The organism is Kitasatospora sp. NRRL B-11411 (assembly GCF_000721345.1).
Lineage (GTDB): Bacteria > Actinomycetota > Actinomycetes > Streptomycetales > Streptomycetaceae > Kitasatospora > Kitasatospora cineracea.
Genome location: NZ_JOGH01000117.1, coordinates 1 through 22,580, shown reverse-complemented (window position 1 = coordinate 22,580; position 22,580 = coordinate 1). Strand labels below are relative to the sequence as shown.

Annotated in this window: 24 protein-coding genes and 1 pseudogene; 13 read left to right on the top strand and 12 right to left on the bottom strand. The window is 74.5% G+C overall.

Annotated features, from left to right (window positions below; all coding sequences use genetic code 11):
• Positions 1-88 precede the first annotated feature (88 nt).
• On the bottom strand, positions 89-1,081 hold the full coding sequence (locus tag IH44_RS0132875) for a hypothetical protein (RefSeq protein ID WP_030463455.1): 993 nt from the start codon (positions 1,079-1,081) through the stop codon (positions 89-91).
• A gap of 675 nt (positions 1,082-1,756) precedes the next feature.
• Here IH44_RS0132875 and IH44_RS0132870 point away from each other — a divergent pair.
• The 4 genes from IH44_RS0132870 to IH44_RS0132855 all read left to right on the top strand — a co-directional run bounded on the left by IH44_RS0132870 (position 1,757) and on the right by IH44_RS0132855 (position 4,870).
• Positions 1,757-2,386: a DUF6230 family protein gene (locus IH44_RS0132870; RefSeq protein WP_030463454.1), complete on the top strand. Its 630-nt coding sequence runs from the start codon at positions 1,757-1,759 to the stop codon at positions 2,384-2,386.
• Positions 2,376-2,978 carry a DUF6114 domain-containing protein gene (locus IH44_RS0132865; protein WP_369795025.1) on the top strand — a complete coding sequence of 201 codons (603 nt, stop codon included), beginning with the start codon at positions 2,376-2,378 and terminating at the stop codon, positions 2,976-2,978. The genes IH44_RS0132870 and IH44_RS0132865 overlap by 11 nt, the downstream gene beginning before the upstream one ends.
• A 276-nt stretch (positions 2,979-3,254) precedes the next feature.
• A complete protein-coding gene (locus tag IH44_RS0132860; protein ID WP_081967273.1) occupies positions 3,255-4,007 on the top strand; it encodes an allophanate hydrolase subunit 1 in 753 nt (250 codons plus the stop codon).
• A complete protein-coding gene (locus IH44_RS0132855; RefSeq protein WP_030463451.1) occupies positions 4,004-4,870 on the top strand; it encodes a biotin-dependent carboxyltransferase family protein in 867 nt (288 codons plus the stop codon). Before IH44_RS0132860 ends, IH44_RS0132855 begins: the two co-directional genes overlap by 4 nt.
• A 60-nt stretch (positions 4,871-4,930) precedes the next feature.
• On the opposite strand, the gene IH44_RS0132850 is transcribed toward IH44_RS0132855, so the two are convergent.
• The 3 genes from IH44_RS0132850 to IH44_RS0132840 all read right to left on the bottom strand — a co-directional run bounded on the left by IH44_RS0132850 (position 4,931) and on the right by IH44_RS0132840 (position 8,875).
• A complete protein-coding gene (locus IH44_RS0132850) occupies positions 4,931-6,244 on the bottom strand; it encodes a VWA-like domain-containing protein (RefSeq protein ID WP_081967272.1) in 1,314 nt (437 codons plus the stop codon).
• The gene (locus IH44_RS0132845) at positions 6,241-7,497 is read right to left on the bottom strand and encodes a MoxR family ATPase (protein WP_030463449.1); all 1,257 of its coding nucleotides are present in this window, start codon (positions 7,495-7,497) and stop codon (positions 6,241-6,243) included. The genes IH44_RS0132850 and IH44_RS0132845 overlap by 4 nt, the downstream gene beginning before the upstream one ends.
• A gap of 112 nt (positions 7,498-7,609) precedes the next feature.
• Complete coding sequence (locus tag IH44_RS0132840; RefSeq protein ID WP_157852548.1) at positions 7,610-8,875, bottom strand: hypothetical protein; 1,266 nt, start codon at positions 8,873-8,875, stop codon at positions 7,610-7,612.
• Positions 8,876-9,171: 296 nt separating this feature from the next.
• Here IH44_RS0132840 and IH44_RS0132835 point away from each other — a divergent pair, with 296 nt between their 5' ends.
• The 3 genes from IH44_RS0132835 to IH44_RS0132825 all read left to right on the top strand — a co-directional run bounded on the left by IH44_RS0132835 (position 9,172) and on the right by IH44_RS0132825 (position 11,366).
• Positions 9,172-10,155 carry an oxygenase MpaB family protein gene (locus IH44_RS0132835; protein WP_232795176.1) on the top strand — a complete coding sequence of 328 codons (984 nt, stop codon included), beginning with the start codon at positions 9,172-9,174 and terminating at the stop codon, positions 10,153-10,155.
• Between the two features lie 519 nt (positions 10,156-10,674).
• Positions 10,675-10,863 (top strand): hypothetical protein, encoded by a 189-nt coding sequence (locus IH44_RS0132830; protein WP_030463446.1) that lies wholly within the window; start codon positions 10,675-10,677, stop codon positions 10,861-10,863.
• A gap of 209 nt (positions 10,864-11,072) precedes the next feature.
• Positions 11,073-11,366 (top strand): WhiB family transcriptional regulator, encoded by a 294-nt coding sequence (locus IH44_RS0132825; RefSeq protein ID WP_030463445.1) that lies wholly within the window; start codon positions 11,073-11,075, stop codon positions 11,364-11,366.
• Positions 11,367-11,498: 132 nt separating this feature from the next.
• Here the strand turns inward: IH44_RS0132825 and IH44_RS0132820 are convergent, their stop codons facing one another.
• The 3 genes from IH44_RS0132820 to IH44_RS0132810 all read right to left on the bottom strand — a co-directional run bounded on the left by IH44_RS0132820 (position 11,499) and on the right by IH44_RS0132810 (position 13,534).
• Complete coding sequence (locus IH44_RS0132820) at positions 11,499-11,966, bottom strand: ATP-binding protein (RefSeq protein WP_030463444.1); 468 nt, start codon at positions 11,964-11,966, stop codon at positions 11,499-11,501.
• Positions 11,967-12,102: 136 nt separating this feature from the next.
• Positions 12,103-12,456, bottom strand: a complete 354-nt coding sequence (locus IH44_RS0132815) for an STAS domain-containing protein (protein WP_030463443.1) — start codon at positions 12,454-12,456, stop codon at positions 12,103-12,105.
• A 145-nt stretch (positions 12,457-12,601) separates the two neighbouring features.
• Complete coding sequence (locus IH44_RS0132810) at positions 12,602-13,534, bottom strand: SigB/SigF/SigG family RNA polymerase sigma factor (RefSeq protein WP_030463442.1); 933 nt, start codon at positions 13,532-13,534, stop codon at positions 12,602-12,604.
• A gap of 290 nt (positions 13,535-13,824) precedes the next feature.
• On the opposite strand from IH44_RS0132810, the gene IH44_RS0132805 reads away from it, so the two are divergent.
• Complete coding sequence (locus tag IH44_RS0132805; protein WP_051817763.1) at positions 13,825-14,196, top strand: hypothetical protein; 372 nt, start codon at positions 13,825-13,827, stop codon at positions 14,194-14,196.
• A gap of 70 nt (positions 14,197-14,266) precedes the next feature.
• Positions 14,267-14,662: an SsgA family sporulation/cell division regulator gene (locus tag IH44_RS0132800; protein WP_030463440.1), complete on the top strand. Its 396-nt coding sequence runs from the start codon at positions 14,267-14,269 to the stop codon at positions 14,660-14,662.
• A gap of 49 nt (positions 14,663-14,711) precedes the next feature.
• Here IH44_RS0132800 and IH44_RS0132795 read toward each other — a convergent pair whose 3' ends face one another.
• Entirely contained in the window at positions 14,712-15,068 is a 357-nt protein-coding gene (locus tag IH44_RS0132795; RefSeq protein WP_030463439.1) for a PRC-barrel domain-containing protein, read from the bottom strand.
• 151 nt (positions 15,069-15,219) lie between these two features.
• Positions 15,220-15,654 (bottom strand): helix-turn-helix domain-containing protein, encoded by a 435-nt coding sequence (locus IH44_RS0132790; protein WP_030463438.1) that lies wholly within the window; start codon positions 15,652-15,654, stop codon positions 15,220-15,222.
• Between the two features lie 191 nt (positions 15,655-15,845).
• Here IH44_RS0132790 and IH44_RS0132785 point away from each other — a divergent pair, with 191 nt between their 5' ends.
• Complete coding sequence (locus IH44_RS0132785; RefSeq protein ID WP_081967270.1) at positions 15,846-16,712, top strand: class I SAM-dependent methyltransferase; 867 nt, start codon at positions 15,846-15,848, stop codon at positions 16,710-16,712.
• Between the two features lie 138 nt (positions 16,713-16,850).
• On the opposite strand, the gene IH44_RS0132775 is transcribed toward IH44_RS0132785, so the two are convergent.
• Complete coding sequence (locus tag IH44_RS0132775; RefSeq protein WP_030463436.1) at positions 16,851-18,707, bottom strand: cellulase family glycosylhydrolase; 1,857 nt, start codon at positions 18,705-18,707, stop codon at positions 16,851-16,853.
• A gap of 504 nt (positions 18,708-19,211) precedes the next feature.
• Here IH44_RS0132775 and IH44_RS0132765 point away from each other — a divergent pair.
• The 3 genes from IH44_RS0132765 (at position 19,212) to IH44_RS0132755 (ending at position 21,283) form a co-directional block, all read left to right on the top strand.
• Positions 19,212-20,192: a carbohydrate kinase gene (locus tag IH44_RS0132765; protein ID WP_232795175.1), complete on the top strand. Its 981-nt coding sequence runs from the start codon at positions 19,212-19,214 to the stop codon at positions 20,190-20,192.
• 98 nt (positions 20,193-20,290) lie between these two features.
• Complete coding sequence (locus tag IH44_RS0132760) at positions 20,291-20,827, top strand: ATP-binding protein (RefSeq protein WP_030463434.1); 537 nt, start codon at positions 20,291-20,293, stop codon at positions 20,825-20,827.
• A 12-nt stretch (positions 20,828-20,839) separates the two neighbouring features.
• Positions 20,840-21,283 (top strand): hypothetical protein, encoded by a 444-nt coding sequence (locus IH44_RS0132755; RefSeq protein ID WP_030463433.1) that lies wholly within the window; start codon positions 20,840-20,842, stop codon positions 21,281-21,283.
• 75 nt (positions 21,284-21,358) lie between these two features.
• Here IH44_RS0132755 and dmpI read toward each other — a convergent pair whose 3' ends face one another.
• Both dmpI and IH44_RS44805 read right to left on the bottom strand, forming a co-directional pair.
• Positions 21,359-21,541, bottom strand: a complete 183-nt coding sequence (dmpI, locus tag IH44_RS0132750) for a 4-oxalocrotonate tautomerase DmpI (RefSeq protein ID WP_030463432.1) — start codon at positions 21,539-21,541, stop codon at positions 21,359-21,361.
• A gap of 46 nt (positions 21,542-21,587) precedes the next feature.
• Positions 21,588-22,463 (bottom strand): annotated as a pseudogene (locus tag IH44_RS44805) (LysR family transcriptional regulator); the annotation flags it as partial.
• Between the last annotated feature and the right edge of the window lie 117 nt (positions 22,464-22,580).

Sequence of the window (22,580 nt, the reverse complement as noted above, 5' to 3'; positions counted from 1 at the left end):
GGATGGCGCTGGTGGGGCGGGTGCGGCCCGGCGGGGCGGGGTGGGTGGCGGAGGTGGCGGAGGTGGCGCGGGGCGGACCGGCGGGCCGTCAGTGCGCGGCGCTGTCGCGCAGCGCGGCGGTGAGGTCGGCGACGTCGGTGTCCAGGACGAAGGACGCGTTGGTCTGCTGGAAGCTCACCGAGTCCTTGCCGGGCGCCGCGGGCAGGCCCATCGTCCAGTCGATGATCTGGTTCAGCGAGCCGAGCAGGCCGCAGCCGTTGGCGCCGGGCACCGCGAAGGTGTTGTCGACCAGGGAGGCGTTGGTCTCCGAAATGACCAGCGCGTTGTGCCCGTTGGGGTCCGGGTCGTAGCCCAGGGTGCCCGGGTCGCCGGTCATCGGCGGGGTGGAGCCGGTCGGGGTGGTCGCGCCGGTGGTCGGCTTGAGCAGCAGCGGAGCCGAGTCCGAGCCGACGTAGCAGTGCGCGCCGAACAGCGCGTTGTACAGGTGCAGTTTGATCGGCAGCTGGAACACCGGGTACGGCTCGCCGGTCGCCAGCGGCGTGAACTTGGTGACCGGGCCCGCGAGTTCGACCTGCGCGAAGACGCTGGTGATGCCTGGCAGGAAGTTCTGGATGCCCGGGATGTTGATCTGCACCATGGGCGCGCTGAGCAGCGGCGCGCTGGTGGGCGGCACCACGGTGTACTGGTTGGCGCTGCTGCCGTCCGGGAACGACACCTCGGGCGCGGACTTGTCCCAGTAGAAGCCGAACTGCAGCGTGATCGGCGAGTTGAACGCCACCACGGTGCTGCCGAGGGTGAACTTCCCGGCGTTGGTCACCGACACCAGGCAGCCGACCTGGAGGTTCTCCGGGTTGGTCATGGCGGGCGCGGCGACCGGACAGTTGCCCATGCCGGTGTACGGCGCGCCGGGCGCCGCCGTGGTGGCGGCGGAGGCGGATCCCGGGGTGACACCGGCCAGTAGTGCGGCGCCGGCGAGGACGGCGGCCGGTGGCAGCAGGCGGCGGCGCCGGCGGCGGGGCGCGGCTGCGGGCGAGACGGCGGAGGGGGTGGAAGCGGCAGGGGTGGGCGTGCTGGCGCGCATGGCGGGGGACTCCTGACGGCAGGGGGCAGGGCTGAGCAAGGGCAAGGCAGGGCGGGGGCAGGGCGGGGCACGGCTGAGCAGGGCAGGACAGGGCAGGGCGAGGCGGGCCGGGCGGTGGTGCCGAGCGATGCCGAGCTGCTGAGCGGGTGGGCGGTTGGGCCTGGGGGATCAGGGCGCTCGACGCCACGAGCGACCGGGCCGAGGGCGCACGACTGCCACCGTTGCGCCGGAGCGGTCCGCCGTACCGGGAACGCGGCGCCTCCGTACGGGGGTACGGGGGAGTGCGGGAGCGCGCGCCGGGCCCGGAACGGGAACGACCCGGTGGGTGCGGCCGCGAGGCCTGGTTACCGCCGGGTACTCGCCAAGTTCTAGGCGGCTTGCCGGGGCAACGTCAAGGAGAAGAGCGGAAGTTGGAAGGAAGGTGAGTGGAGTTCGATCACATCGGGTTTCCAACTGCACCACCAGTCACAGGAATTGACTGTGGTTCAGGAATTCCCGGACGGTGCGCGAAGTATTGACCCGCCCTGTACCCCGGGGTAACTTCCAGTCAGCTCGCCGGTTGTGAGAAAGATCGTCAACTGAACTGCCAGGCACCGCAGTTGGCGAATCCCATCCACGCCAGGCCCTCACCGCCGACGGGCTGCGGATCCCCCACCCGACCCTCAGGAGCCCTCCATGGCACCCTCCGCAGAACAATCCGCCGCCACCACGACCGGGCGCGGCCGGGTCCGACTGCGCCGCGCCGCACTCATGGCGGTACCGGCCTGCGTCACCGCGGGCATCCTGGTGACCCTGACCGCGCAGAACGTCCTGGCCACCCAGTTCGCCATTTCGGGGATGGCCTTCGAGGTCACCGCGGACAGACTGGACGGCAGCGGGTTCGAGCAGTTCGGCACCCTCGACAACATGATCGAGAACAGCCCCAACGCCGGCGACACCGGCGGCCAGCTGTTCCTGATCCAGACCGTGGTCAAGCAGGCCTCCCTGACCAAGCTCTGCCAGAGCGTCAACCTGGGCGGCATCAACCTGCTGATCACGGCCGGCGACAAGGGCACCCCCGTCACCGCCGACAACCTCACCACCGACTCCGACCTGATGAGCGGTGACGCCGAGTTCAAGAACCTCGAAGTCGGCCGCGACGCCAGCACCTTCGACAAGGGCGGCGTGGCCGGCCCGCCCGGAATGTTCGGCCAGCAGGGCGACACCGTGGCGGTCGACCACTTCCGGCAGCAGAACTACGCCACCACCGCCGGCACCTTCCGCCTGCCCAACATGCACCTCAGCTTCAGCGGCAATGGCTGCTGAACCCGGACCGGCACCGGACCGGGCGGCCGACACCACGGCCGCCCGGCCCGCCGACACCCCAGCCACCACCACCGGCGTCCCGGCTGACGGCACAGGCACAGGCACAGGCGCAGGCGCGGGCACAAGCGCAGGCGCGGGCACAGGCACCGGCATTGGCACCGGCGAAACGGTCGCCGAGACCCCCGCGGCGGCGCCCGTCCCGCGCGGCTTCGCCGGCTGGCGCGGACGCCGGCCGTTCTGGGGCGGACTGCTGGTCGTCCTGGCCGGCGCCGAGATCCTGTTCACCGAGAAGGCCCCGATGCGCATGGTCATCCGCATCGGCATGCTCGGCCTGGCCGGATACATCGTCCCCGCGCTCATGGTGCTCTGCGGCCTGCTGCTGATCTTCCACCCCGTCCAGCGGGTCTTCTACTCCGTGCTCGCCGCCCTCGCCACCCTCGGCACCTGGGTCACCTCCAACCTCGGCGGCTTCTTCATCGGCCTGCTGCTCGGCCTGATCGGCAGCAGCCTCGCCTTCGGCTGGCTCCCCGACCAACCCCGCCGCCGACGCGTGCTGCGCCGGGAAGCGAAACGCGAAGCCACCCCGGCCTGACCGGGGAGGCGCCCGGCGGAGGAGCGTGGCCACCGTCGGACGCCCCGGCCGCGACCCCCGCACACCGAGCGGGCGGGGGCCGCGGCCGGACCATGCCCGCAACACCGGCACCCCGGCAGCCGACGTCCAACAGATGAGTCCGGGGCCCACGCGGCTTGGTACCTTGGGCACCTGACGGCCGGTGGACAGACGGAACAGCGCGCCGGGCCCGGGAGGCGGCGGCGCACGCACGCGGCACACCCGCGCCGGGCGCGCACGGCGGACGGGACGGATGCGGTGCGGGTACTGCGGTGCGGCAGCGACGCCGTCCTGATCGAGACCGAGGACGCCGAACAGGCCCAGCGGCTGCACGCCGCCCTGCGCGACACCCCGCCCGCCGGCGTCGGCGAACTCGTCCCCGCCGCCCGCACCGTCCTGGTCCACTACGACCCGGCCGCCACCGACTGGCAGCGCCTGCGCGCCGCCGTCACCGCGCTGCCGCTGCGCGCCGCCCCGCCCGCCGAAGCCGCCGAGACGGTGCTGATCCCGGTCCGCTACGACGGCCCCGACCTCGCCGAAGTCGCCCGCCTCACCGGACTCACCCCGGGCCAGGTCGTCGCCCGCCACACCGCCGGGCACTACCGCGTCGCGTTCTGCGGCTTCGCCCCCGGCTTCGCCTACCTCACCGGCCTCGACCCGCGCCTGCAGGTCCCCCGCCGCGCCGAACCTCGCACCCGCGTCCCCACCGGCGCGGTCGCCGTCGCCGACGAGTACACCGGCGTCTACCCCCGCACCTCGCCCGGCGGCTGGCAACTGCTCGGCACCACCGACCTCCCGCTCTGGGACACCACCGCCGACCCGCCCACCCGGCTGCGCCCCGGCACCGCCGTGCGCTTCGTCGCGGTCGACGGCGGGGGAGGAGACGGCGGGAGAGGAGATGGCAGGGGAGGAGGAGGCGGCGGGGGAGGAGACCGCAGGCGAGCAGAAGGCGGGGGAGGGGGCCGCAGGGGAGAGGGAGACGTGGGCGAAGACGAGGGAGGGCACGGGTGAACGAGGTCGCGGCCGGGCTGCTGGTGGTGCGGGCCGGGTACGGTGCCACCGTGCAGGATCTGGGGCGTCCGGGGTTGGCGGCGCTCGGGGTGGGGCGTTCCGGGGCGGCTGACCGGGGTGCGCTGCGTCTCGCCAACCGGCTGGTCGGCAACCCGGAGGACGTCGCCGGGCTCGAAATGCCGCTCGGCGGCGTCGAGTTGGAGTTTCACCGCACCATCACCTGTGCTCTCGCCGGAGCCGACTGCCCGGCCCGGGTGGACGAGCGCCCGGTCGCCGGACGCACCCCGTTCACGGTGCCCGCCGGGGCCCGGCTGCGCCTCGGTACGCCGACCCGCGGCCTGCGCGTCTACCTCGCCGTCCGCGGCGGCCTGGACGTTCCCGCCGTGCTGGGCTCCCGTGCCACCGACACCCTCGCGGGCCTCGGCCCCGAACGGCTGGCCGTCGGTCGGCTGCTGCCCGTCGGCACCGCCGCCACCGGCTGGCCCGCCGCCGAGCACGCCCCGCGGCGCGAACCGGCCGGGCCGCTGGTGCTGCACGTCGTCCCCGGGCCGCGCGACGACTGGTTCACCGCCGCCGCGCTGCGCACCCTGTACGGGGAGCCGTACACCGTGACCGGCGACAGCGACCGGGTCGGCATGCGGCTGGACGGCCCCGCGCTGGAGCGGGCCCGGAGCGGCGAGCTGCCCTCCGAGGGCATGGTGCGCGGCGCGCTGCAGGTGCCGCCGTCCGGCCGCCCGATCCTGTTCCTCGCCGATCACCCCGTCACTGGCGGGTACCCGGTCGTCGCGGTGGTCCGCCGTGCCGACCTCGACGCGGCCGCGCAGGCCCGCCCCGGCGACACGCTGCGCTTCCGCCCGCTCTGAGGCCGCGGCCGCCGGTCAGGAGAGGCAGGCAAGGCAGGCAAGGCAGGCAAGGCAGGCGGGTCAGGAGAGGGTGACCACCTTCGCCCAGTCCGGCGGGGTGTCCGGCCGGTAGTCGGGGTTGTCCTCATCGTCGGCCGCGGAGCCGGTGTACGGGCGGGGGAACAGGCCGATGACGGTGCGGCAGGGCGGCGGGGAGCTCGGCCAGGGGGTCTGGCCGTCGGTCAGGGCGACGATGACGTCGGGGGCGGGGCGGCGGCGCAGTGCCGTGCTGAAGCCGTTGCGCAGGTCGGTGCCGCCACCGCCGATCAGGACCCAGCCGCTGTCGGCGGCGGCCTCCCGGACCGTCCGGGCGGCCGCGTCGCAGGAGATCACCGAGACCAGGTCGCGCCGTCCGTCCAGTGCGCGCAGGATTGCCGCGGTCTCCAGCAGCGCCGAGCCCAACTCGCGGTCGCTGACCGAACCGGAGGTGTCGACGACCACCGTGACCCGGGGCGGGCGGCGGCGCAGCGAGGGCAGCACCACCCCGGGCAGGCTGGTCGAGCGGCGGGACGGGCGGCCGTAGCTGTAGTCCTCGCCGGCGCCCGCCGCCGCGACCGTGGAGCGGATCGCCGCGCCGAGCAACTGCCGCCACGGCTGCGGCGGGTGGAACACCTCGTCGGCCCAGCGCCGCCAGCCCGCGGGGGCCCGGCCGGGCCGGGCCGTGATGCCCCGGGCGACCCGGAAGCGGACCAGGTCGCGCTCCTGGTCGTTCAGGCCGTGCGCGCCGTCCGGGCCGAGGTCCCACTCCCGCTCCGACCCGTCCGCGCCGCTGCCGCACTCCAGCCACACCAGGTGCTGGTACTCGCTGTCCAGGGAGAAGTGCCGCGCGTACTGCTCCATCAGCTGGTTCGCGGGCAGCCGGAGGGTGTCCGGGTAGACCGCGTCGGGGATCCGGACCAGGCCGTCGCCGAACGCGTCGTCGTTGATCTCGCAGTCCGCCGCCAGGTTGACCTGGAGGCGGGCGCCGGGCCCCTCGCGGTCCATCGCGCGCAGCAGCCGGTCGCCGCGCCGGGCGTGGTCGCGCAGCAGGTGCGAGACCTCGTGGACCCAGACCGAGGCCAGCACCTCCTCCGAGGTGCGTTCGACGAAGCGGGGCGAGACGTAGCAGCGCCAGTGCCGGTCCACCGCCATGGTCGGCACCCGGGACGACTCCACCACGTGCATGGCGAACAGCGCCGTCGCCAGGTACGGGCGGGCCCGGACGGCGTGCAGCCGGGCCGCGAACAGCTTCTCGGTGTCCAGCGCGAGCGGCGGCGCACCCGCCCGTGCACCCGCCGGCGCACCCGCCTGCGCACCCGTCGGGGCGTTCACCGGGTCGCTCACCGGGGCGTTCATCGGCGGCCCGCGACGGCCGGGACCCGGGCTGCCGAGCGTTCGGCCCGGCGGGAGACCTGGAGCGCGCCCGTGAAACGGTTGATCAACTCCGGTACCTCCCAGGCGTCCTGGCGCAGCGAGGCGAGCGTGGTCACCGGCACCACCAGCACGTCCGGAGGGCTGCTCTCCAGCGCCCGGGCCATCAACGCCCAGGCGGCGTCCCAGCGTTCGCGGGTCGGACGGGACCGGACGGCGGCCACCACCCCGTCCAGCACGGTCTGCCGCAGGTCGCCGCGCTGCGGCAGGACGGCGGCGGCCGGGTCGGCGAGCAGGTCCTCGGGCGCGGGAAGGTCCAACCGGTCGACGGTGGCCAGCAGTTCGAGGCCCGGGCCGTCGCCGACGGTGCCGCGCACCAGCAACGACAGCACCTCCCGGGAGGAGCCGGCCGCCGAGCCGAACGCGAGCAACCGCATGGTCATCTCCCAGCTGCGGGGCGACGGCCAGGCCCGGCCGCGCCTGGTCTCGGCGCTCGGCAGCCGGTGGGTCAGCTCGGGCCGGACGGTGAGCAGCCCGCACACTGCGCGGCGGGCGAACTCCACGGCGGCGGGCAGCCGTTCGGGATCGAGCCGGGGCAGCTCGGCGCGCGGCCACACCCCGCCGAGGCCGCGCACCACCACCTCGGCGTCGTGCACCCAGTCCAGATGGACGAAGCGGTTGGCCAGCGGTGCGCTCAGTTCCCAGCCGTCGGCGGCCGAGCCGCGCGGGTTCGCCGCCGCCACGATCCTTACCCCCGGCGGGAGTTGCAGCGCACCGATGCGCCGCTCCAGCACCAGGCGCAGCAGCGCGGCCTGCACGGCCGGCGGGGCGGTGGACAGCTCGTCGAGGAACAGCAGCCCGCGGCCCTGCCGCACCAGCCGCACCGCCCAGTCCGGCGGCGCCAGCGGCACGCCCTGCACGGCGGGGTCGTCGCCGATCACCGGCAGGCCGGAGAAGTCGGACGGCTCGTGGACGCTGGCGATCACCGTGGTGAGCGGCAGGTCGAGTTCGGTGGCGAGCTGGGTCAGCGCGGCGGTCTTGCCGATGCCGGGCTCGCCCCACAGCAGCACCGGCAGATCGGCGGCCACCGCGAGGGTCAGCGCCTCGATCTGCAGGTCCTGGCGGGGCTCGGTGGCGGACTCCTTGAGGAGGCCCAGCAGCCGTTCGGCGAGCGCGAGTTGGGGCGAAGGGGAGATGGAGGGGGAAGCGGAGGAGGAGAGGGAAGGGGAAGAAGTCATGGGTGATCCACCTGGGTGCTCGGGGACGGGGAGAAGGCGTGCGGGGGCGCGGCGGGGCCGTGGTGCGGCCCACCGGCGGGGGCGGCCGGAGGCGTTGGCGGCCGGCGCGCGGTCAGTGCCGCCAGGGGTGCCGCAGTGGGCGGGGCGGCCGGAGGCGTTGTCGGTGGGTGCGGCCGTGCGGGCGCGGGGTGTGGGGAAGGGGAACGGGAATGGCGTGGAAGCGGCTGTCGCCGGGGCCGAGGCCGACCGTGTGCAGGCTGCCGACCAGGCGTCGGCGGGTGTCGTCGTCCAGGGCTTCGGAGAGCGCCCCGTCGCGCAGGACGGCGTCCGGGCCGATGAGTTGGCGTACGGCGGCGAGCGCTCCGGCCCGGTCACCGTGCAGCAGGCGCTGCCGGATGCTGTCCAGGTCCTCCGGCTGCCGGTGCGCGCGGTCGATCGCCCGCAGGCAGGGCAGCGGCGGGCCGCCGAACGCCGCCAGGGCCTCCTCGCGCCGCAGCTGCTCCGGGTCGTGGTCGAGCGGGACGAGCACCCCGTCGACCACCGCGATCCGGTGCGGCACGCCCCGGCACTGCACCGTCAACACCCCATCGTCGCCCGGTCGTTGGCTCCGGGAGCCCTGGACGGGCCGGTGGCCGGGGACGAGCGCGGCGGCCACCAGCGGGTGCAGCGCGTCCGGCCCGAGCAGCCCCGTGCGGAGCAGCAGCAGGTCGGGCGGCGTCCACGTCGCGGCGTCCGGCAGGACCAGGTGGCCGGGCGGGATGCGCGGCACCTGCGGCGGTGTGTCCGGAGGTGCGCCGAGCAGCAGGTACCGCCGGTGGGCGAGCCGTACCGCGACGGGGGCTCCGGCGGGCAGGCCGTCCGCCGTACGCAGCAGCCCGGCCTCGAACTCCCAGGACGCATCGGCGAACTGACTGTCCGTCAGGTCGGCGGTGCGGTCGGCGAGTTCGGGGGCGCGGTGGGCGTCCCAGAGGTGCCGGTGCAGGTCCAGGCGGAAGCGCGGATCGGGGCGGGACCGGGGCCGCCCGGGCGGGCGGGCGTCGGCGTCCCACAGCGCGAGCGCGACGCGCTGGGCCGCCGCCGCGCGAGCGGGTGCCGTCCGGGCCACCAGGTGCAGCGGCGCCGCGTCCCCGTCGCGCGGGTAGCGCGCCAGGGTCAGCGTCAGCCCGGGCCGCAGCAGCCCGTCGGGGGCCGTCCGGGGTAGGTGCCAGCGCAGCAGGTCCGGGGCCAACTGCCGCAGGTCGGCCCGGAGCCGTCCGGCCAGCTCCGCCCCGTACGTACGGGAGACGGCGCGCAGCTCGAACTCCGGATCGCAACCGGCCGCCGCGCAGGCCCCGCCCCAATCGCCCAGCGCACGGCGGGCGGTGGCGGTATCGATCATGGTCGGGGGGACGGCGAAACGCCGCACGCGCGACCAGAAACTGTTCCGAGTGTCCTCGTCCAGGAGGGAAGTGTCGTGCATCAGCACTCACTTCGGCAGGACGGGACCTCCAATCCATGCGTAGTCATCGTCGGTGATCGTAGCCGCCGATCGGCGAACTGTCAGCCCCGTTTCCGTCCCCGCCCTCCGGCGCTTTCCGTCCCGTCCGGACCGTCCCGCCCGGGCACCGCCCCGACGTAGGGTGGCGGCGAGCGGCCGGAGCGCGGCCGGGGCGGACCGGGGAACGGCGGTGCGGGATGACGGACGGACGGGTCGCGGACGGGCGGGTGGCGGCCGGACGGATCGCACCGGGCGCCGGGTGGCGGCGGCCGGTGGAGGCGGTGCGCCGCCGACTGCTGCGGGAGATCAACTCCACGGTGCACGGCGCCGACCTGCACCTGGAGCGCTACGACCGGCCGGCCGGCGACCCCGGGCTGTTCGGGCCCGCCAGCGTGGTGTGGCGGGTGCACGCGCACCCGGCCGGGATGCTGGTCGGCGGGTTCGCCGCGCTGATGCTGCAGTCGCTGCACCCCGTGGCGATGCGCGCCGTCGCCGAGCACTCCGACTACCGCACCGACCCGGTCGGCCGGCTGCACCGCACCGCCCGCTTCGTCTCCACCACCACGCTCGGCTCCTCCGCCGCCGCCGAGGCCGCGATCGCGGGCGTGCGCCGCGTCCACGGCCACGTCCGCGGCCGGGACGCCGAGGGCCGCCCGTACCGGGCCGACGACCCCGACCTGCTGTGCTGGGTGCACACCGCGGAGGCCGCCTGCTTCCTGGCCGGCTACCAAGTCTTCGCCGGGCACGGGAGGTTGAGCGGGCCGGAGAGCGACGACTACCTCGCCGAGGTCGCCCAGATCGGCCAACTCCTGGGCGCGGACGGCGTCCCCGTCTCGCGCGCCGGACTCGCCCGCTACCTGGCCGGGGTGCGCGGCGCGCTGCATGCCACCCCGGAGGCGCTGGAGGCCGTCGCCCTGCTGCGTGACTTCGGCCGCACCCGGCGCGAACGCCTCGCCGTCCGGGTCCTCACCAACGCGGCCGTCGGCCTGCTGCCCGGCTGGGCCCGCCGCGGCCTCGGCATCCACCGCCCCTGGGCCGTGCGCCGGCTCTGGGACCGGCCGCTGGCCCGGCTGCTCGGCACGGTCATGGTCTGGGCGTGCGGCCTGTCCCCGATCCGGGCCGCCGCGACGGCCCGCGCCGCCGGCACCCCGACCGCCCGGGCGGGCGCCGCGCGCGGCTGAGCGCAGGTAGCACTGAGTGCAGGTAGCAGGTAGCAGGTAGCAGGTAGCAGGTAGCAGGTAGCAGGTAGAGCAGGTGGCAGGTAGTGGGGCGGCGGGGCAGCGGTGGCGGCGGGGCCGGACACGGTGAAGCGGCCGCCGCACCGGGGCTGGGGTTCCGGTGCGGCGGCCGCTTCGGCGTCGTCAGTGGTCGACGGCGGGGGCGGGGCGTCCCGCGGTCAGCACTGGGGCCGACGGCGGTGGTTCGCTCCGCGCCTCGCGCGGGCCTTCTTCTTGCGGCGGCGCTTCGACGACATGGCCTCTCCTCTCGCGGCGGTGCACGGCACCCCCCGTCCCACCACCGTGCCCCGTCCCCGCCGAACCCGCCAGCCGGCACCCGTCCCGGCCCGCTCCGCGTACCCCGGCCCGGGCGCGGCGGTCCCGACACGCCGGTGGCCGCCGGGCTCCGGGTGGGGCGGTGGTGCGCCGCGGGGGCCAGGATGGAGAGAAGAGGGGGGCCGAGACGAAGCCGCGGGAGAGAGCATGTCGCAGCAGCACACGCACGGGACCCACGAGGGCGCGCCGGCCGACGAGTGGCCGCCCACCGAGACCCCGGAGGCCCGGATGACCGCCGAGGGCTCGCCGCCGCCGGACGAGAGCGAGAAGTCCCCCGAGGACGGCCCCGAGTTCGCCGTGCCGGTCTCCTCGCCGCCCGAGCCCGAGGAGGGCTGAGCGGCCGCGCCGGGCAGGGCGCCCCCGGAGGAGCGGGCGCCCCGGTAGGAACCGGTGCTTCCGGCCCGGACGGGTGCTTCCGGTCGGAATGGGTGCTTCCGGCCGGGACGGGTGCTTCGGCCGACGGATCGCGGTTAGACGGACAGAACATCCGTTCATCTGACCGGCTGTTCACCGCTGGTCGGACCGTCCGACGGAAGGAGCACCCGATGACCGTGATCTCGCGCCTGCCCGGCGCCGTCGAGGAGGAGTGGGACTGGCAGTTCGCCGGCGCCTGCCGCGCCGCCGACTCCCAGCTGTTCTTCCACCCGGCCGGGGAGCGCGGCCAGGCCCACGAGGACCGCGACCGCGCCGCCAAGGCCGTCTGCGCGCGCTGCCCCGTCCGCGAACGCTGCCTGCGGCACGCGCTGGCCGCCCGCGAACGCTACGGCGTCTGGGGCGGCTGCACCGAGGAGGAGCGGCGCAGCATGCTGCGCCGCCGCCGGCGCAACCGCGTCCGCTGACCGCGTACGGGCGCGGCCCGGAGAGCGCGGCGACAACACGGCGGAGGCGGTCCCCGGAAGGTACGGGGACCGCCTCCGCCGTGCGCGAGGTACAGCTGAAGCCGGACGGCCAGACGGCCGGGCGGCCGACGGCTACGCGAGCAGCCGGGCGACGTCGATCTCCGCCCAGATGGACTTGCCCTGCGCGTGCAGGTCCGCCCCCCAGCGGTCGGCGGTGCGCTGCACGATGTACAGCCCGTGCCCGCCGGGCAGGCCGGGGCGGTGCGGGGTGCGCAGCGTGGGCAGCACCTCGGAGGTGTCGGAGACCTCGATCCGCAGCCGCTCGGGCGTCGCGTCGAGGACCAGTTCGAGCGGGCCGCCGGCGTGCAGCATCGCGTTGCCGACCAGTTCGGCGACCAGCAGGACGACGTCCTCGGCGAGGTCCGGGTCGGGCGGCGCCGCCCAGGACCAGTCGCCCAGCGCCTCCGCGGTGAACGCCCGGGCCCGGGCGACCGGGCGCGGGACGCCCGCCAGTCGCAGGCGTCGGCGCTGCCCGCCGGGGGGCAGCGCCGACCCGGCGTCCGGACGGTCGCCGTCCAGGGTGCCCCGGCTCGGTGTCACGTGCGGGTTCCCTTCGTTCTCGACGGCGCTCTCACGGTTCGCTCTCACGGTTCGGTTTCCCGGCCGTGCCCGGATTATGCCCGGTGCGGCCGACGGTGTGCGGGTGCGGCTGGTGGCTGGAGGCACGGCGGCCCGGTCAGCCGTCCGCCGCGAGGGCCGCGTCCACCGTCTCGTGGATGGTGAACACGGCCTTCGCGCCGGTCAGTTCGAGCAGGTGCCGGACCGGCCCGGAGAGCGCCGCCAGTTGGAAGGACAGCCCCTCGTCGGCGGCGGCCATCCTGGTCTGGAGCAGCAGGTTCAGCCCGGACGAGTCGCAGAAGTCGACCCGTCCGAGATCGACGACCAGCGCACGGGGACGCTCGGCGACCAGCAGGTCGAGCGCCTCCCGGGCGGGGGCCAGGGTTTCGATGTCCAGATCGCCGGAGAGCACGCACACGGCGGCTCTGGAGGGCGTGCGCCGGACGTCGACCGCCAGAGGGGCTACGGGCATGTTCTCGGCTGGCATCCTCGTCCTGTTCCTTCGACCGACCTGCCTCGACCTTACGCACCGGCGGGCACGGCGGTCGAGACGGGGGTGCCCGGTGCGGGAGGTGCGGACGGCGGAAGCCGTCGCAGCAACGAGAATCGACGGGCCGTCAGTCCGTCGCGTCGAGACCGGTGCGCAGCCGGGCCAGCGTCCGGGACAGCAGCCGGGACACGTGCATCTGGGACAGGCCGAGGCGGGCGCCGATCTGCGACTGGGTGAGATCCTCGCCGAACCGCATCGCCAGGATCTCCCGGTCCCGCTCCGGGAGTTCGGCGATCAGCGGCTTCAGCGCGACCAGGTTCTCCACCAGCGCGAACCGCCCGTCCACCCGGCCGAGCCGCTCGGCGGGCTGCTGCCCGTCGCCCTCGCCCGGGGAGGTCAGGTCGAGGGAGCCCGCGGTGTGCGCGTTCGCGGCGGTCAGCCCTTCGATCACCTCCTCCTCGGAGATCGAGAGGTGCTCGGCGAGGTCGGCGACGGTCGGTTCCCGGTCCAGCGTCTGGGCCAGCGCGTCCTGCGCCTTCGCCAGGTCCAGGCGCAGCTCCTGCAGGCGGCGCGGCACGTGCACCGACCAGGTGGTGTCCCGGAAGTGGCGCCGTATCTCGCCGACGATGGTGGGCACCGCGTACGTGGTGAACTCGACGCCGAGGTGCGGGTCGAACCGGTCGATCGCCTTGATCAGGCCGACCGAGCCGACCTGCAGCAGGTCCTCGTACGGCTCCTTGCTGTGCCCGAAGCGGCGGATGGCGAACCGGACCAGGGTCAGGTTCAGCTCGATCAGGGTGGAGCGGACGTAGCTGAACTCCCGGGTGCCCTCCTCCAGGTCGGCCAGCCGCCGCAGCAGCACCCGGGTCAGCTCGCGGGCGTCGGTGGGCGTGGTGTGGGCGGGGTCGGCGAGCAGCGCCGTCAGCTCCGGGTCGAGCCCCGGGACGCGGACGTCCGCCGCGGCGGCCCTGGGGGCCGGTACGGCGGAGGGCGCTCCGAGTCGGTCGGAGTCAGCCTCGATGGGGGCGGTCAGGAGAAGTTCATCAGTGGGCACGCGCATGCCAGTCCTTTCCTCGTCTCCGGCCAGTCCGTCCCCGGGTACCCGGGCAATCGCCGCTCATGCCTGCCACCCGTGTGGACATTCTGTGAAGACTACTCCCGGGGTGGTTCCGGGGCGGTTTCCGGGCGGCGGGGTTCGGCGAACGGTGCGCTCGAACGTGCATGCGCGGCGGTGGGCGGGGCAGACGGGTCCCGGACGCGGACCGCACCCGGCGGCCGCGCTCCGGACGTTACAGGATGTTCCGGGACGTTCGCTGCGTTCCGGATGTTCCGGAGGAGGAGGGAACACCCATGGGCCGGATCGAGGAATCCATCGAGATCGACGCGCCGATCGGCACCGTCTACCGCGAGTGGACCGCCCGCTCGTCGCTGCCCGCCTGCATGCGCGGCGGGGCCGACCGCGGCGCCACCGCGACCGAAGTGCTGCCGCCCGACCGGATCGCCTGGAGCGGCGGTCCCGACCTGCCCGGACACTCCGGAGTCGTCACCTTCCACCGCGTCACCGACCACGCCACCCGGCTGATGCTCCAGCTCGACACCGAACCGCACGGCCTGTGGGACCACCTGGTCGAGGGCCTCGGTTTCACCGACCGCCGGGTCATCGACGAACTCGCCGCCTTCAAGGCCCACGTCGAGGACCACCGGCAGCACCTCGCCGCCTGAACCGCCTGAACCGCCTGAACCGCCTGAACCCCCCGTGCACCACGGAAACGACCCGGAAGGGAGCACCGCCATGGGCCCCGTCACCGAGCAGCTCGTCCTGCACCTGCTCGCCCCCGACGGCAGCGCCGTCGCCCTCGACACCGACTGGCGCTACCTGCCCGACGACCCGTACGCGGTGCGCCTCGACTTCGGCCCGCGCGCCGCCGGGGCCAGCTGGGTGCTGTCCCGGGAGACGCTGCTGGCCGCGCTGCACGGGCCGGTCGGGGAGGGCGACATCCGCTGCGCACCGCTCGACGGCGACTGCCTGGGCCTGGTGCTCGGGCACGGGGCCGCCGCGGTGGTGCTCACCGTCGGGCGCGCCGAACTCGCGGCGTTCCTGGCCGCCACCGCCGAGGCGGTGCCGCTGGGCGGCGAGTCGGAGCGGATCGACTGGGACGGCGGGCTGGCCGGGCTGCTGTCGGCCTGAGGCGGGCCGGACTCCCGACCGGCCCGCCCGCGGGGTTCAACGGCGGGGTTCAGCGACGGGCCAGGCGGCGTTCGCCGCCCGCGCCGGTGGCGTAGTCGAGGTGGTAGTGGGCGAAGACCTCGGGCTCCTGTTCGGCGGTGAGCACGTCGTCGGTGCCGATGGACGGGGCGTTCTTCACCTCGCCGCGGTTGAACGGCACCCGCAGGTAGCCGGGGCCGGCCACCGCGTCCGCGACCGGCACGAACACCAGGCGGTGCCGGCCGGGCAGGCCGATCGTCACGGTGGCGAAGGACGGTGCGTCGGTGGCGGTGTCGACGTAGATGTTCTCCAGGCTGCCGATCTTCTTGCCGTCCTGGTCGACCACGTCGTGGCTGCGCCACTCCCTGATGTCGGCGATCTGGATCATTCACGGCCTCCGTGGGCTGGGCTGGGCTCGGACCCGATGGGCGTTCGGTCCGTTCCATGCTCACCGACGGTGGCGGGGCCCGCCCGTCCGGCGGCCGCGCCGTTGCCCTGATCGGCGGGGCCGGTGCGGGCCGGGTCAGGGTGCGGGCCGGTCAGGGGGCGGGCGGTGGCGGGGCGGGGAGCAGCAGGGTAGCGAGTTCGTCGAGCAGTTCGGCGGCCCGCCGGGCCTGGGCGGGGTCGGGCAGGGCCGCGGCGAGGAGCGGTTCGGCGGGGCGGGCGGCCCGGGCGCGGACGTAGTCGCGGGCGGGCGCGGAGACGGACAGCAGGGTGCGGCGGCCGTCGGCGGGGTCGGGTTCGGCGTCCAGCAGGCCGCGTTCGCGCAGCCGGGCCACCGAGGTGGAGACGTGGCTCTGGGCGAAGCCGGTGCGGACCCGGATGTCCTGCACCGAGCTGCCCGGGTGCTGGTACACGTCGGAGACCACCGCGATCTCGCCCGGGGTGAGCGTCGCCGAGGCGTGCTCGGTGACCATCGCCCGGCCCAGCTCGGTCAGCCGCTTGCCCAGTCGCAGAAGTCGTACGCCGTCCATGGCGGACAGGCTAGCGCGCCACTGCATCGGTGCTGATGCATCAGGACTGATGTACTGGAACTGATGGGCCGGGGTCGGGGCCGAGGTCGGGGTCGGGGCCGAGGCGCGGCGAGCGGGTGCCGACGTATCCATCGTCCATCGGCGCGGATGTATCTTCACAGATGCATCTGTGGCGATGTAGTTTGGTGGGCATGACGACGAACGAGCCCGCGGAACCCGAACCCGAACCCGGCCCAGGCCCCGACGCGCCCCGGGCCGCCCGGTTGAGCCCCGTCTCGCGCACCGCGCTCTCGGTGGCCCGGGTCCGGGCCTACGAGAGCAGTCGGCCGGACCCGCTGTTCACCGATCCCTACGCCCTGGCGTTCATCGCGGCCTCCGGCACCCCGATGCCCACCGCCGGACCGGCCGGGCCGCTCGCCCAGTGGCTGGTGGCCCGGGGCATCATGCGCACCCGCTTCTACGACGACCGGCTGCTCGCCGCCGGCACCGGCCAGGTGGTGCTGCTCGCCGCCGGGCTCGACACCCGCGCCTACCGGCTGGCCTGGCCGACCGGCACCCGGCTGTTCGAGGTCGACCTGCCGCCCGTCCTCGACTTCAAGCAGGAGGTCCTCGACGAACAGGGGGCCGCCGCGGCCTGCGCCCGCACCGCGCTGCCCGCCGACCTGGCCGACCCCGACTGGGCGGACCGGCTGGTCGCGGCCGGCTTCGACCCCGGGCAGCCCACCGCCTGGCTGGCCGAGGGCCTGCTGGTCTACCTGGAGGCCGACCAGGCCGAGCGGCTGCTCACCACCGTCGGCGAACTCTCCGCCCCCGGCAGCCGGTTGCTGACCGAGCAGGGCCGCGACGTCTCGCAGGTCACCGCCGAGGGGCCGCTCGCCGAGATGACCGCGCTGTGGCGCGGCGGCCTCGGCGCCGGCACCGCCGACTGGCTGGACGCCCACGGCTGGCGGACCGAGTACACCGCCATCACCGCGCTCGCCGACGCGCTCGGACGCCGGCTGCCGTCCACCGGGAGCTTCGACGGCTCCGGCTTCCTCGAGGCCCGCCGTACCGGCTGAACCGTCCCGCTCCGCCGCGCCGGCTGAACCGTCCCGTCCCGCGGTACCGGCTGAACCGTTCCGCTCCGCGGTGCGAACGCGTCCGCCGCCGGCCGGAGGAACCGGTCGGCGGCGGACGGGCATGCTGGGGGGAGCCGGTCAGGAGGTGGCGGTGCACACCGCCGTCGCGGTGGCCGCGGCCGACGCGTCGGTCCGGGTCGCCTGGACGCCGAACGAGGTGGACGCCGCCGGGGCCAGCGCCCCGTTGTAGGGCAGGTTCGTCGCGGTGACGGTCTGCCCGCTGCGGGTCACGTTCGCGCTCCAACTGCTGGTGATCTGCAGGCTGGTGGGCCACGTCCAGGAGACCTGCCAGCCCGTGGCGGCCGTGGTGCCGGTGTTGGTCACGGTGACCGTCGCGGTCAGGCCGCTGCCCCAGTCGTTCAGGCTGACCGCCGCCGAGCACCCGGCGTTCGTCCCGCCGCCGGCCGTCGCGGTGGTCGCCGTCACCGCGGCCGAGGCCGCCGAGACGTTGCCCGCCGCGTCCTTCGCCCGGACGGTGTAGCTGTACGCCGTCGCCGCGCTCAACCCGCTGTCGGTGTAGGAGGTTCCGGTCGGCGAACCGACCTTCGTGCCGTTGCGGTACACGTCGTAGCCGGTGACCGCGGTGTCGTCGGTGGACGCCGTCCAGGACAGCGACACGCTGCTCGCCGTGGTGGCGCCGACCGCCAACCCTCCCGGGACGGACGGGGCTTGGACGTCGCCGCCGCCCGGGTTGCCGCCGGTGGAGGAGCCGAAGCCGGGCGCCTTGATCGAGGCCAGGTAGCCGTCCTTGACCGTGTTGACCGTCGTCCAGTCGTCGTTCAGGATGCCGCCGGTGTCACCGGAGTTGGGGTTCCACGACCAGAACGTCCACTGGAAGGAGTCCGCGCCGGACGTCGCGGTCGGCCGCAGGTACTGCACCAGCGCCTTCAACCACGCCTGGTCGACGGTGGATTGGAGCGTGGTGCCGAACTCGCCGACCCACACCGGCGCGATGTTCTGGTTGAACAGGTAGCCCCAGTTCTTGTCCCAGACGCCCGGCATGTTCGACGGGAAGCTCGGGTCGGAGAACCAGGTCTGCTGCGCCACGCTGGTCGCGTAGTCGTGCGCCGAGTACACCACCCGGTTGGGGACGCTCAGTTGGACCGGGTACTGCCCCGCGCCCTGCAGGTTGCCGCCCCACCAGTACGAGCTGCCGTTGAAGCTCTGCACGCCCTCGACGAAGATCAGCAGCTTCGGGTTGGCCGACAGCACCGCCTCGCCGCCGCGCTGGGCGGCCAGCCGCCAGTCGGTGGCCTGGTCGCCGCAGCCCCAACAGGCCGGGTCGTGCGGCTCGTTGTGCAGGTCGATGCCGATCACGGCGGGGTTGTTCGCGTACCGGGCGGCGATCGACTTGAGGTTCGCCAGCCAGGTCGTCTCCGGTACCGAGGCGGTGTACCAGAGCGCCGACTGCCCGGCGGAGTCCGGACGGTGGCGGTCCAGGATGACCTTCATGCCGATGCTGCCCGCGTAGTTGACCAGCTTGTCCATCACGCCGAGCGAGCTCAGGCCGACCAGGTCGGCGTTCATCCCGCCGGAGGTGTTCAGGCTGGACGGGGTGGTGCCCTTGAAGATGTCGTCGCTGTACGGCATCCGGATGGTGTTGTAGCCCAGCGACTTCATCTGGTCGATCATCGACTTGTAGTCGCGGCTCCACAGCCCGTGGGGCACGTAGTTGGAGGTCTCGAAGCCGAACCAGTTGATGCCCGCGATCCGCACCGGGTTCCCGGCCTCGTCCAGGATCTGCCGGCCGCTGGTGTGCCAGTAGCCGGCTCCGGCGGTGGACGCGGCGGCCGTGGTGGCGGAGCCGGCATTGGTGGTGGCGGCCTGGGCCGCGGGTGCCGCCGGGGCGGCGAGCGTGGTGACGAGCGCGGCGGCCAGGGCCGCGGCACAGCCCGCCAACCGGCGCGACAGGCGCCGGCGCAGCTGGAGGCGCATGGGTCTCGTTCCTCTCTGGACGCGGGTGGGGGCGTCCGGTGGGGGTGGGGTGGTCCGAGACGTTCGTGATGTTCGTGACGTTCGTGATGTTCGTGACGTGCGCGGTGTTCGTGACGTGTGCGGTGCTCGGTCGTGCATGACGTGCGTGGCGTGCACGACGTGGGTGACGTGCGCGGTGTTCGGTCGTGCGGCCCGTGGGGCGGACGGGGTGGGGCGGCCGGTCGTGGTGGGGGAAGATCGGGAGCGCTCCCACTGACTGCTCGCACGGGCTTGCCATATGAAGCCAGACGGGGAGCTAGGTCGTCAAGAGTCTTGGGAGCGCTCCCACTTGAAGGTGGCTGTCCACTCCGGTGCGCTGAAACGTACAGCTGAAACGTACATCGGCGCCGGACCGGTACCGCCGGGGTGACCCGGGCGGTGGTCCGCGCGTTGACTACGGGCGGGTCGCGGTGATGGAGTCCGGACCGCCGGATGTGCGTTCGCCCTGTTGGGAGGCTGGTTTCGATGGCAGGTCGGCAGATGGCCGTGGCGGGTCGGCAGATCGCCGTGACGGGTCGACAGATCACCGTGGTCGGCGAGTGCGTCGCCGACGCCTTCGTTGAACGCGACGGGGCCCGGCCGGGCGAACTGGCGTTGCGGGTGCTGCCCGGCGGCGGCCCGGCGAACACCGCCGTCGCCCTGGCCCGGCTCGGCACGCCGACCAGGTTCGTCGGCCGGATCTCCGCCGACCCGTTCGGCGCCCTCTTCCGCGCCCACCTGACCGGCTCCGGCGTCGACCTGACCGGTACCGTCACCGCCACCGAACCCAGCACCCTGGCCGTGGCCGCGCTCGACGACGACGGCCGCGCCGAGTACTCCTTCCACGCCGAGGCCACCGCCGACTGGCAGTGGACCGGCACCGAACTCGCCACCGCCCGCCAGGACGGCTCGGTGTGCCTGCACACCGGCTCGCTCGCCCTGGTCCGCGAACCCGGCGGCCCGCGGATCGAGGACCTGCTCGCCGCCGCCCGCCCGCACACCACCGTCTCCGTCGACCCCAACGTCCGCCCGCTGCTGGTCGACCCCGACACCTACCGGCAGCGGCTCGACCGCTGGTGCGCCCTGGCCGACCTGCTGCGCCTCAGCGAGGACGACCTGCGCACCCTGCTGCCCGGCACCGCCCCCGAGAACGCCTGCGACCGCTGGCACGCGGCGGGCGCCCGCCTGGTCGTGGTGACGCTCGCCGAACGCGGCGCGCTGGCCTCGCTGGACGGCCACCGGATCCAGGTCCCCGCCCCCGCGACACCGGTGGCCGACACCGTCGGCGCGGGCGACGCCTTCACCGCCGGCCTGCTCCACTCGCTCGCCGCCCAGGGCCACCTCGGCGGCCGCCTCGACTCCCTCACCCCCGCGGACCTGGAGCACGCCTGCACCTTCGCCGCCCGGGTCGCCGCCCGGACGGTCGCCGTCGCCGGAGCCAACCCGCCCTGGGCGGACGAACTCTGACCTCCGGCGGACGGGGAGGGGACGCGGTCGGGCGGGCACGAGTCGGTACCGGGGAAACCCCGAGCACGACCGCCCGCCTGCGCGTTAGCCTCGCCCGCATGGAAGAAGTGGGCCTTCTGCCGCACCTGGACGGGACGGAGCGCGGCCTCGTCGTGATGATGTGCGGCCTGCCCGGCTCGGGCAAGAGCACCTACGCGCAGGACCTCGAACGCCGCGGCTACACCCGGCTGTCGATCGACGAGGTGGTGTGGGCGCGCACCGGGCGCGACGGGGCCGACCTCGACCCGGCGGAGTACGAGCGACTCAAGTCCGCCATCGAGCAGGAGCTGTGGGAGGAGCTGATCCGCCTGCTGGAGGCGAAGCTGCCGACCGTCATCGACTACAGCTTCTGGAGCCGGGCCACCCGGGACCGGTACAAGGCCGCGATCGAGCGCCACGGATGCCGATGGGAGCTGATCCGGCTCAAGGCCGATCTTGCGACCCTGCGACGCCGGCTGGCCGACCGCAACCGGCGGGACGACGCGAACAGCGTCACCGTCTCCGACGAACTGCTGGAACGCTACTTCGCCGACTTCGAGGAGCCCGTCGGCGAGGGCGAGTGCGTCATCGTCCAGGAACGGTTCCCCGGGAGGTGAGGAGTGGTGCGGGTGGTGCGGGTGGTGCCGGAACTGCCGGAGGGACCGTGGTGGGAGTGGGACGTGCTGCCCGCGCAGCCGGGGCTGTTCGTGCTGGGTGCGGACTTCGACCTGTCGTACCACCACGGGCTCGAACTGCGCTTCCACGAACCGGTGTTCGTCCAGTGCCCGGAGTATTTCATGGATCCGGTGTTCCGGGAGGCGACGGCGGCCGAGGTGGAACGGGTGGCCGGGGCAGTTGGGATGGGCGGGACGGATGGGGTGGGCGAGGTGGCTGGGGGGATGCCGGAGGTGCTGGTCGCGTTCGAGTGTGATGCGGGTGGGGCGGGTCCGGAGACCGGGCTGATCGCGGCCCGGCGGCTGGAGACCGTTACCGGGGTGGTCTTCCGGTACTGGCGCGAGCAGGTGGAGCCGGGCCAGCGGCGGGCGCCCTGGGTGCGGCCGCCGGGGGAGTGAGGCGGCGCGGTGCGGTGCGGCCGTCCCGGGCCGGCGCGGGTGCTCGGACACCGCGCGCCGCCCGGGGCGGTGGTGCTACCGGTCGGCGGTGAGCTTGCCGGCCTTGCCCCAGTTCTCGGCCGGGTACTCCTGGATCCACACCAGCACGCTCTCGGCCGGGCACTCGAGGGTCTCCACGAAGGCCGCGGTGATCCGCTCGACCAACTCGCGCTTCTGCTCGACCTGGCGCGGGCCCTGCTGAATGGTGACGATCGGCATCTTCGACTCCTGGTGGGTTGCGGCAGGTGGCGAGGAGCAGCCGGGGCAGCGGGGCGGAGCGTCGGACGGCGAGCGACATCGGCAGGGTCAGCGGGGTGCGGGACGGGCGGAAGGCGATCCGGCGGGTGTTGGTCATCCGGGCATTGGCGGCGTACACCACCGTCCACATCGGGGCGCCGGTGCCGATCGAGGCGAGAGTGTTCTGCAGGGTGCTGTGCGGCGGGCCGAGCAGCGGCCGGAAACCGGCCTCCGCGCAGGCCGCCGTCACCAGGTCGACCAGGGTCGGGTGGTTGCGGCGCTCGGTCAGCAGCAGGGGCAGGGTGGCGAGGTCGGCGAGGTCGACCTCGGGACGGTCGGCGAGCGGGTGCCCGGCGGGCAGGGCGATCACCAACTCGTCCTGCCAGAGCGGGAGGTAGCGCAGGTCCGGGGCCTGGTTCTGGGCTTGGTCCGGGTTCCGGTCCTGGGTCTGGTCCTGGTTCGGGACGGTGCCACGGACGAACGCGGCGTCGAGCCGCCCGTCCGCGAGGCGGGTCAGTCGCTCCCGGACGGGGAGCGAGTCGAGCTCGACGCGCACGGTCGGGGCCTGTCGGCGGTAGGCGTCCAGGATGTCGTCCAGCCGCTCTCCGAGGCCGGTGACGGTGCCGAGCCGCAACACGGTTGGCGCGGCCAGGTCGGCGGCGAGGGCGCGGGCCGCGCCCTCGGCCGCCAGCACGTTCCGGGCCGCCGGCAGGAAACGCTTGCCCGCCGGGGTCAGCCGCACGTGGCGCGGCGAGCGGTCGAACAGCTCGACCCTCAACTCGCGCTCCAGCCGCCGCACTTGCTGGCTCACGGCGGGCTGGCCGAGCAGCAGCCGCTCGGCGGCGCGCCCGAAGTGCAACTCCTCCGCGACGGCGACGAAGCAGTGCAGCTGCCGTAGCTCCATCCGGTCTCCCCGGTCGACATCTCGATATTCCGGCCTTGTTGCCGACGGGACCATGCTCGCAGTCGGGCGGGAGGGAGGTGCGTGGAGGGGGCGGGGGCTTTGTTGCCGAGGTGGGGC

Excerpts from the sequence above, each read along its gene's own strand:
- IH44_RS0132775 (WP_030463436.1), bottom strand. The coding sequence starts at position 18,707 with ATGCGCCTCCAGCTGCGCCGGCGCCTGTCGCGCCGGTTGGCGGGCTGT.
- dmpI (WP_030463432.1), bottom strand. The coding sequence starts at position 21,541 with ATGCCGATCGTCACCATTCAGCAGGGCCCGCGCCAGGTCGAGCAGAAG.
- IH44_RS0132870 (WP_030463454.1), top strand. The coding sequence starts at position 1,757 with ATGGCACCCTCCGCAGAACAATCCGCCGCCACCACGACCGGGCGCGGC.
- IH44_RS0132800 (WP_030463440.1), top strand. The coding sequence starts at position 14,267 with ATGGGCCCCGTCACCGAGCAGCTCGTCCTGCACCTGCTCGCCCCCGAC.
- IH44_RS0132765 (WP_232795175.1), top strand. The coding sequence starts at position 19,212 with ATGGCAGGTCGGCAGATGGCCGTGGCGGGTCGGCAGATCGCCGTGACG.
- IH44_RS0132830 (WP_030463446.1), top strand. The coding sequence starts at position 10,675 with ATGTCGCAGCAGCACACGCACGGGACCCACGAGGGCGCGCCGGCCGAC.
- IH44_RS0132815 (WP_030463443.1), bottom strand. The coding sequence starts at position 12,456 with ATGCCCGTAGCCCCTCTGGCGGTCGACGTCCGGCGCACGCCCTCCAGA.
- IH44_RS0132760 (WP_030463434.1), top strand. The coding sequence starts at position 20,291 with ATGGAAGAAGTGGGCCTTCTGCCGCACCTGGACGGGACGGAGCGCGGC.
- IH44_RS0132840 (WP_157852548.1), bottom strand. The coding sequence starts at position 8,875 with ATGATCGATACCGCCACCGCCCGCCGTGCGCTGGGCGATTGGGGCGGG.
- IH44_RS0132785 (WP_081967270.1), top strand. The coding sequence starts at position 15,846 with ATGACGACGAACGAGCCCGCGGAACCCGAACCCGAACCCGGCCCAGGC.
- IH44_RS0132850 (WP_081967272.1), bottom strand. The coding sequence starts at position 6,244 with ATGAACGCCCCGGTGAGCGACCCGGTGAACGCCCCGACGGGTGCGCAG.
- IH44_RS0132825 (WP_030463445.1), top strand. The coding sequence starts at position 11,073 with ATGACCGTGATCTCGCGCCTGCCCGGCGCCGTCGAGGAGGAGTGGGAC.
- IH44_RS0132810 (WP_030463442.1), bottom strand. The coding sequence starts at position 13,534 with ATGCGCGTGCCCACTGATGAACTTCTCCTGACCGCCCCCATCGAGGCT.
- IH44_RS0132835 (WP_232795176.1), top strand. The coding sequence starts at position 9,172 with ATGACGGACGGACGGGTCGCGGACGGGCGGGTGGCGGCCGGACGGATC.
- IH44_RS0132795 (WP_030463439.1), bottom strand. The coding sequence starts at position 15,068 with ATGATCCAGATCGCCGACATCAGGGAGTGGCGCAGCCACGACGTGGTC.
- IH44_RS0132805 (WP_051817763.1), top strand. The coding sequence starts at position 13,825 with ATGGGCCGGATCGAGGAATCCATCGAGATCGACGCGCCGATCGGCACC.
- IH44_RS0132845 (WP_030463449.1), bottom strand. The coding sequence starts at position 7,497 with ATGACTTCTTCCCCTTCCCTCTCCTCCTCCGCTTCCCCCTCCATCTCC.
- IH44_RS0132865 (WP_369795025.1), top strand. The coding sequence starts at position 2,376 with ATGGCTGCTGAACCCGGACCGGCACCGGACCGGGCGGCCGACACCACG.
- IH44_RS0132875 (WP_030463455.1), bottom strand. The coding sequence starts at position 1,081 with ATGCGCGCCAGCACGCCCACCCCTGCCGCTTCCACCCCCTCCGCCGTC.
- IH44_RS0132790 (WP_030463438.1), bottom strand. The coding sequence starts at position 15,654 with ATGGACGGCGTACGACTTCTGCGACTGGGCAAGCGGCTGACCGAGCTG.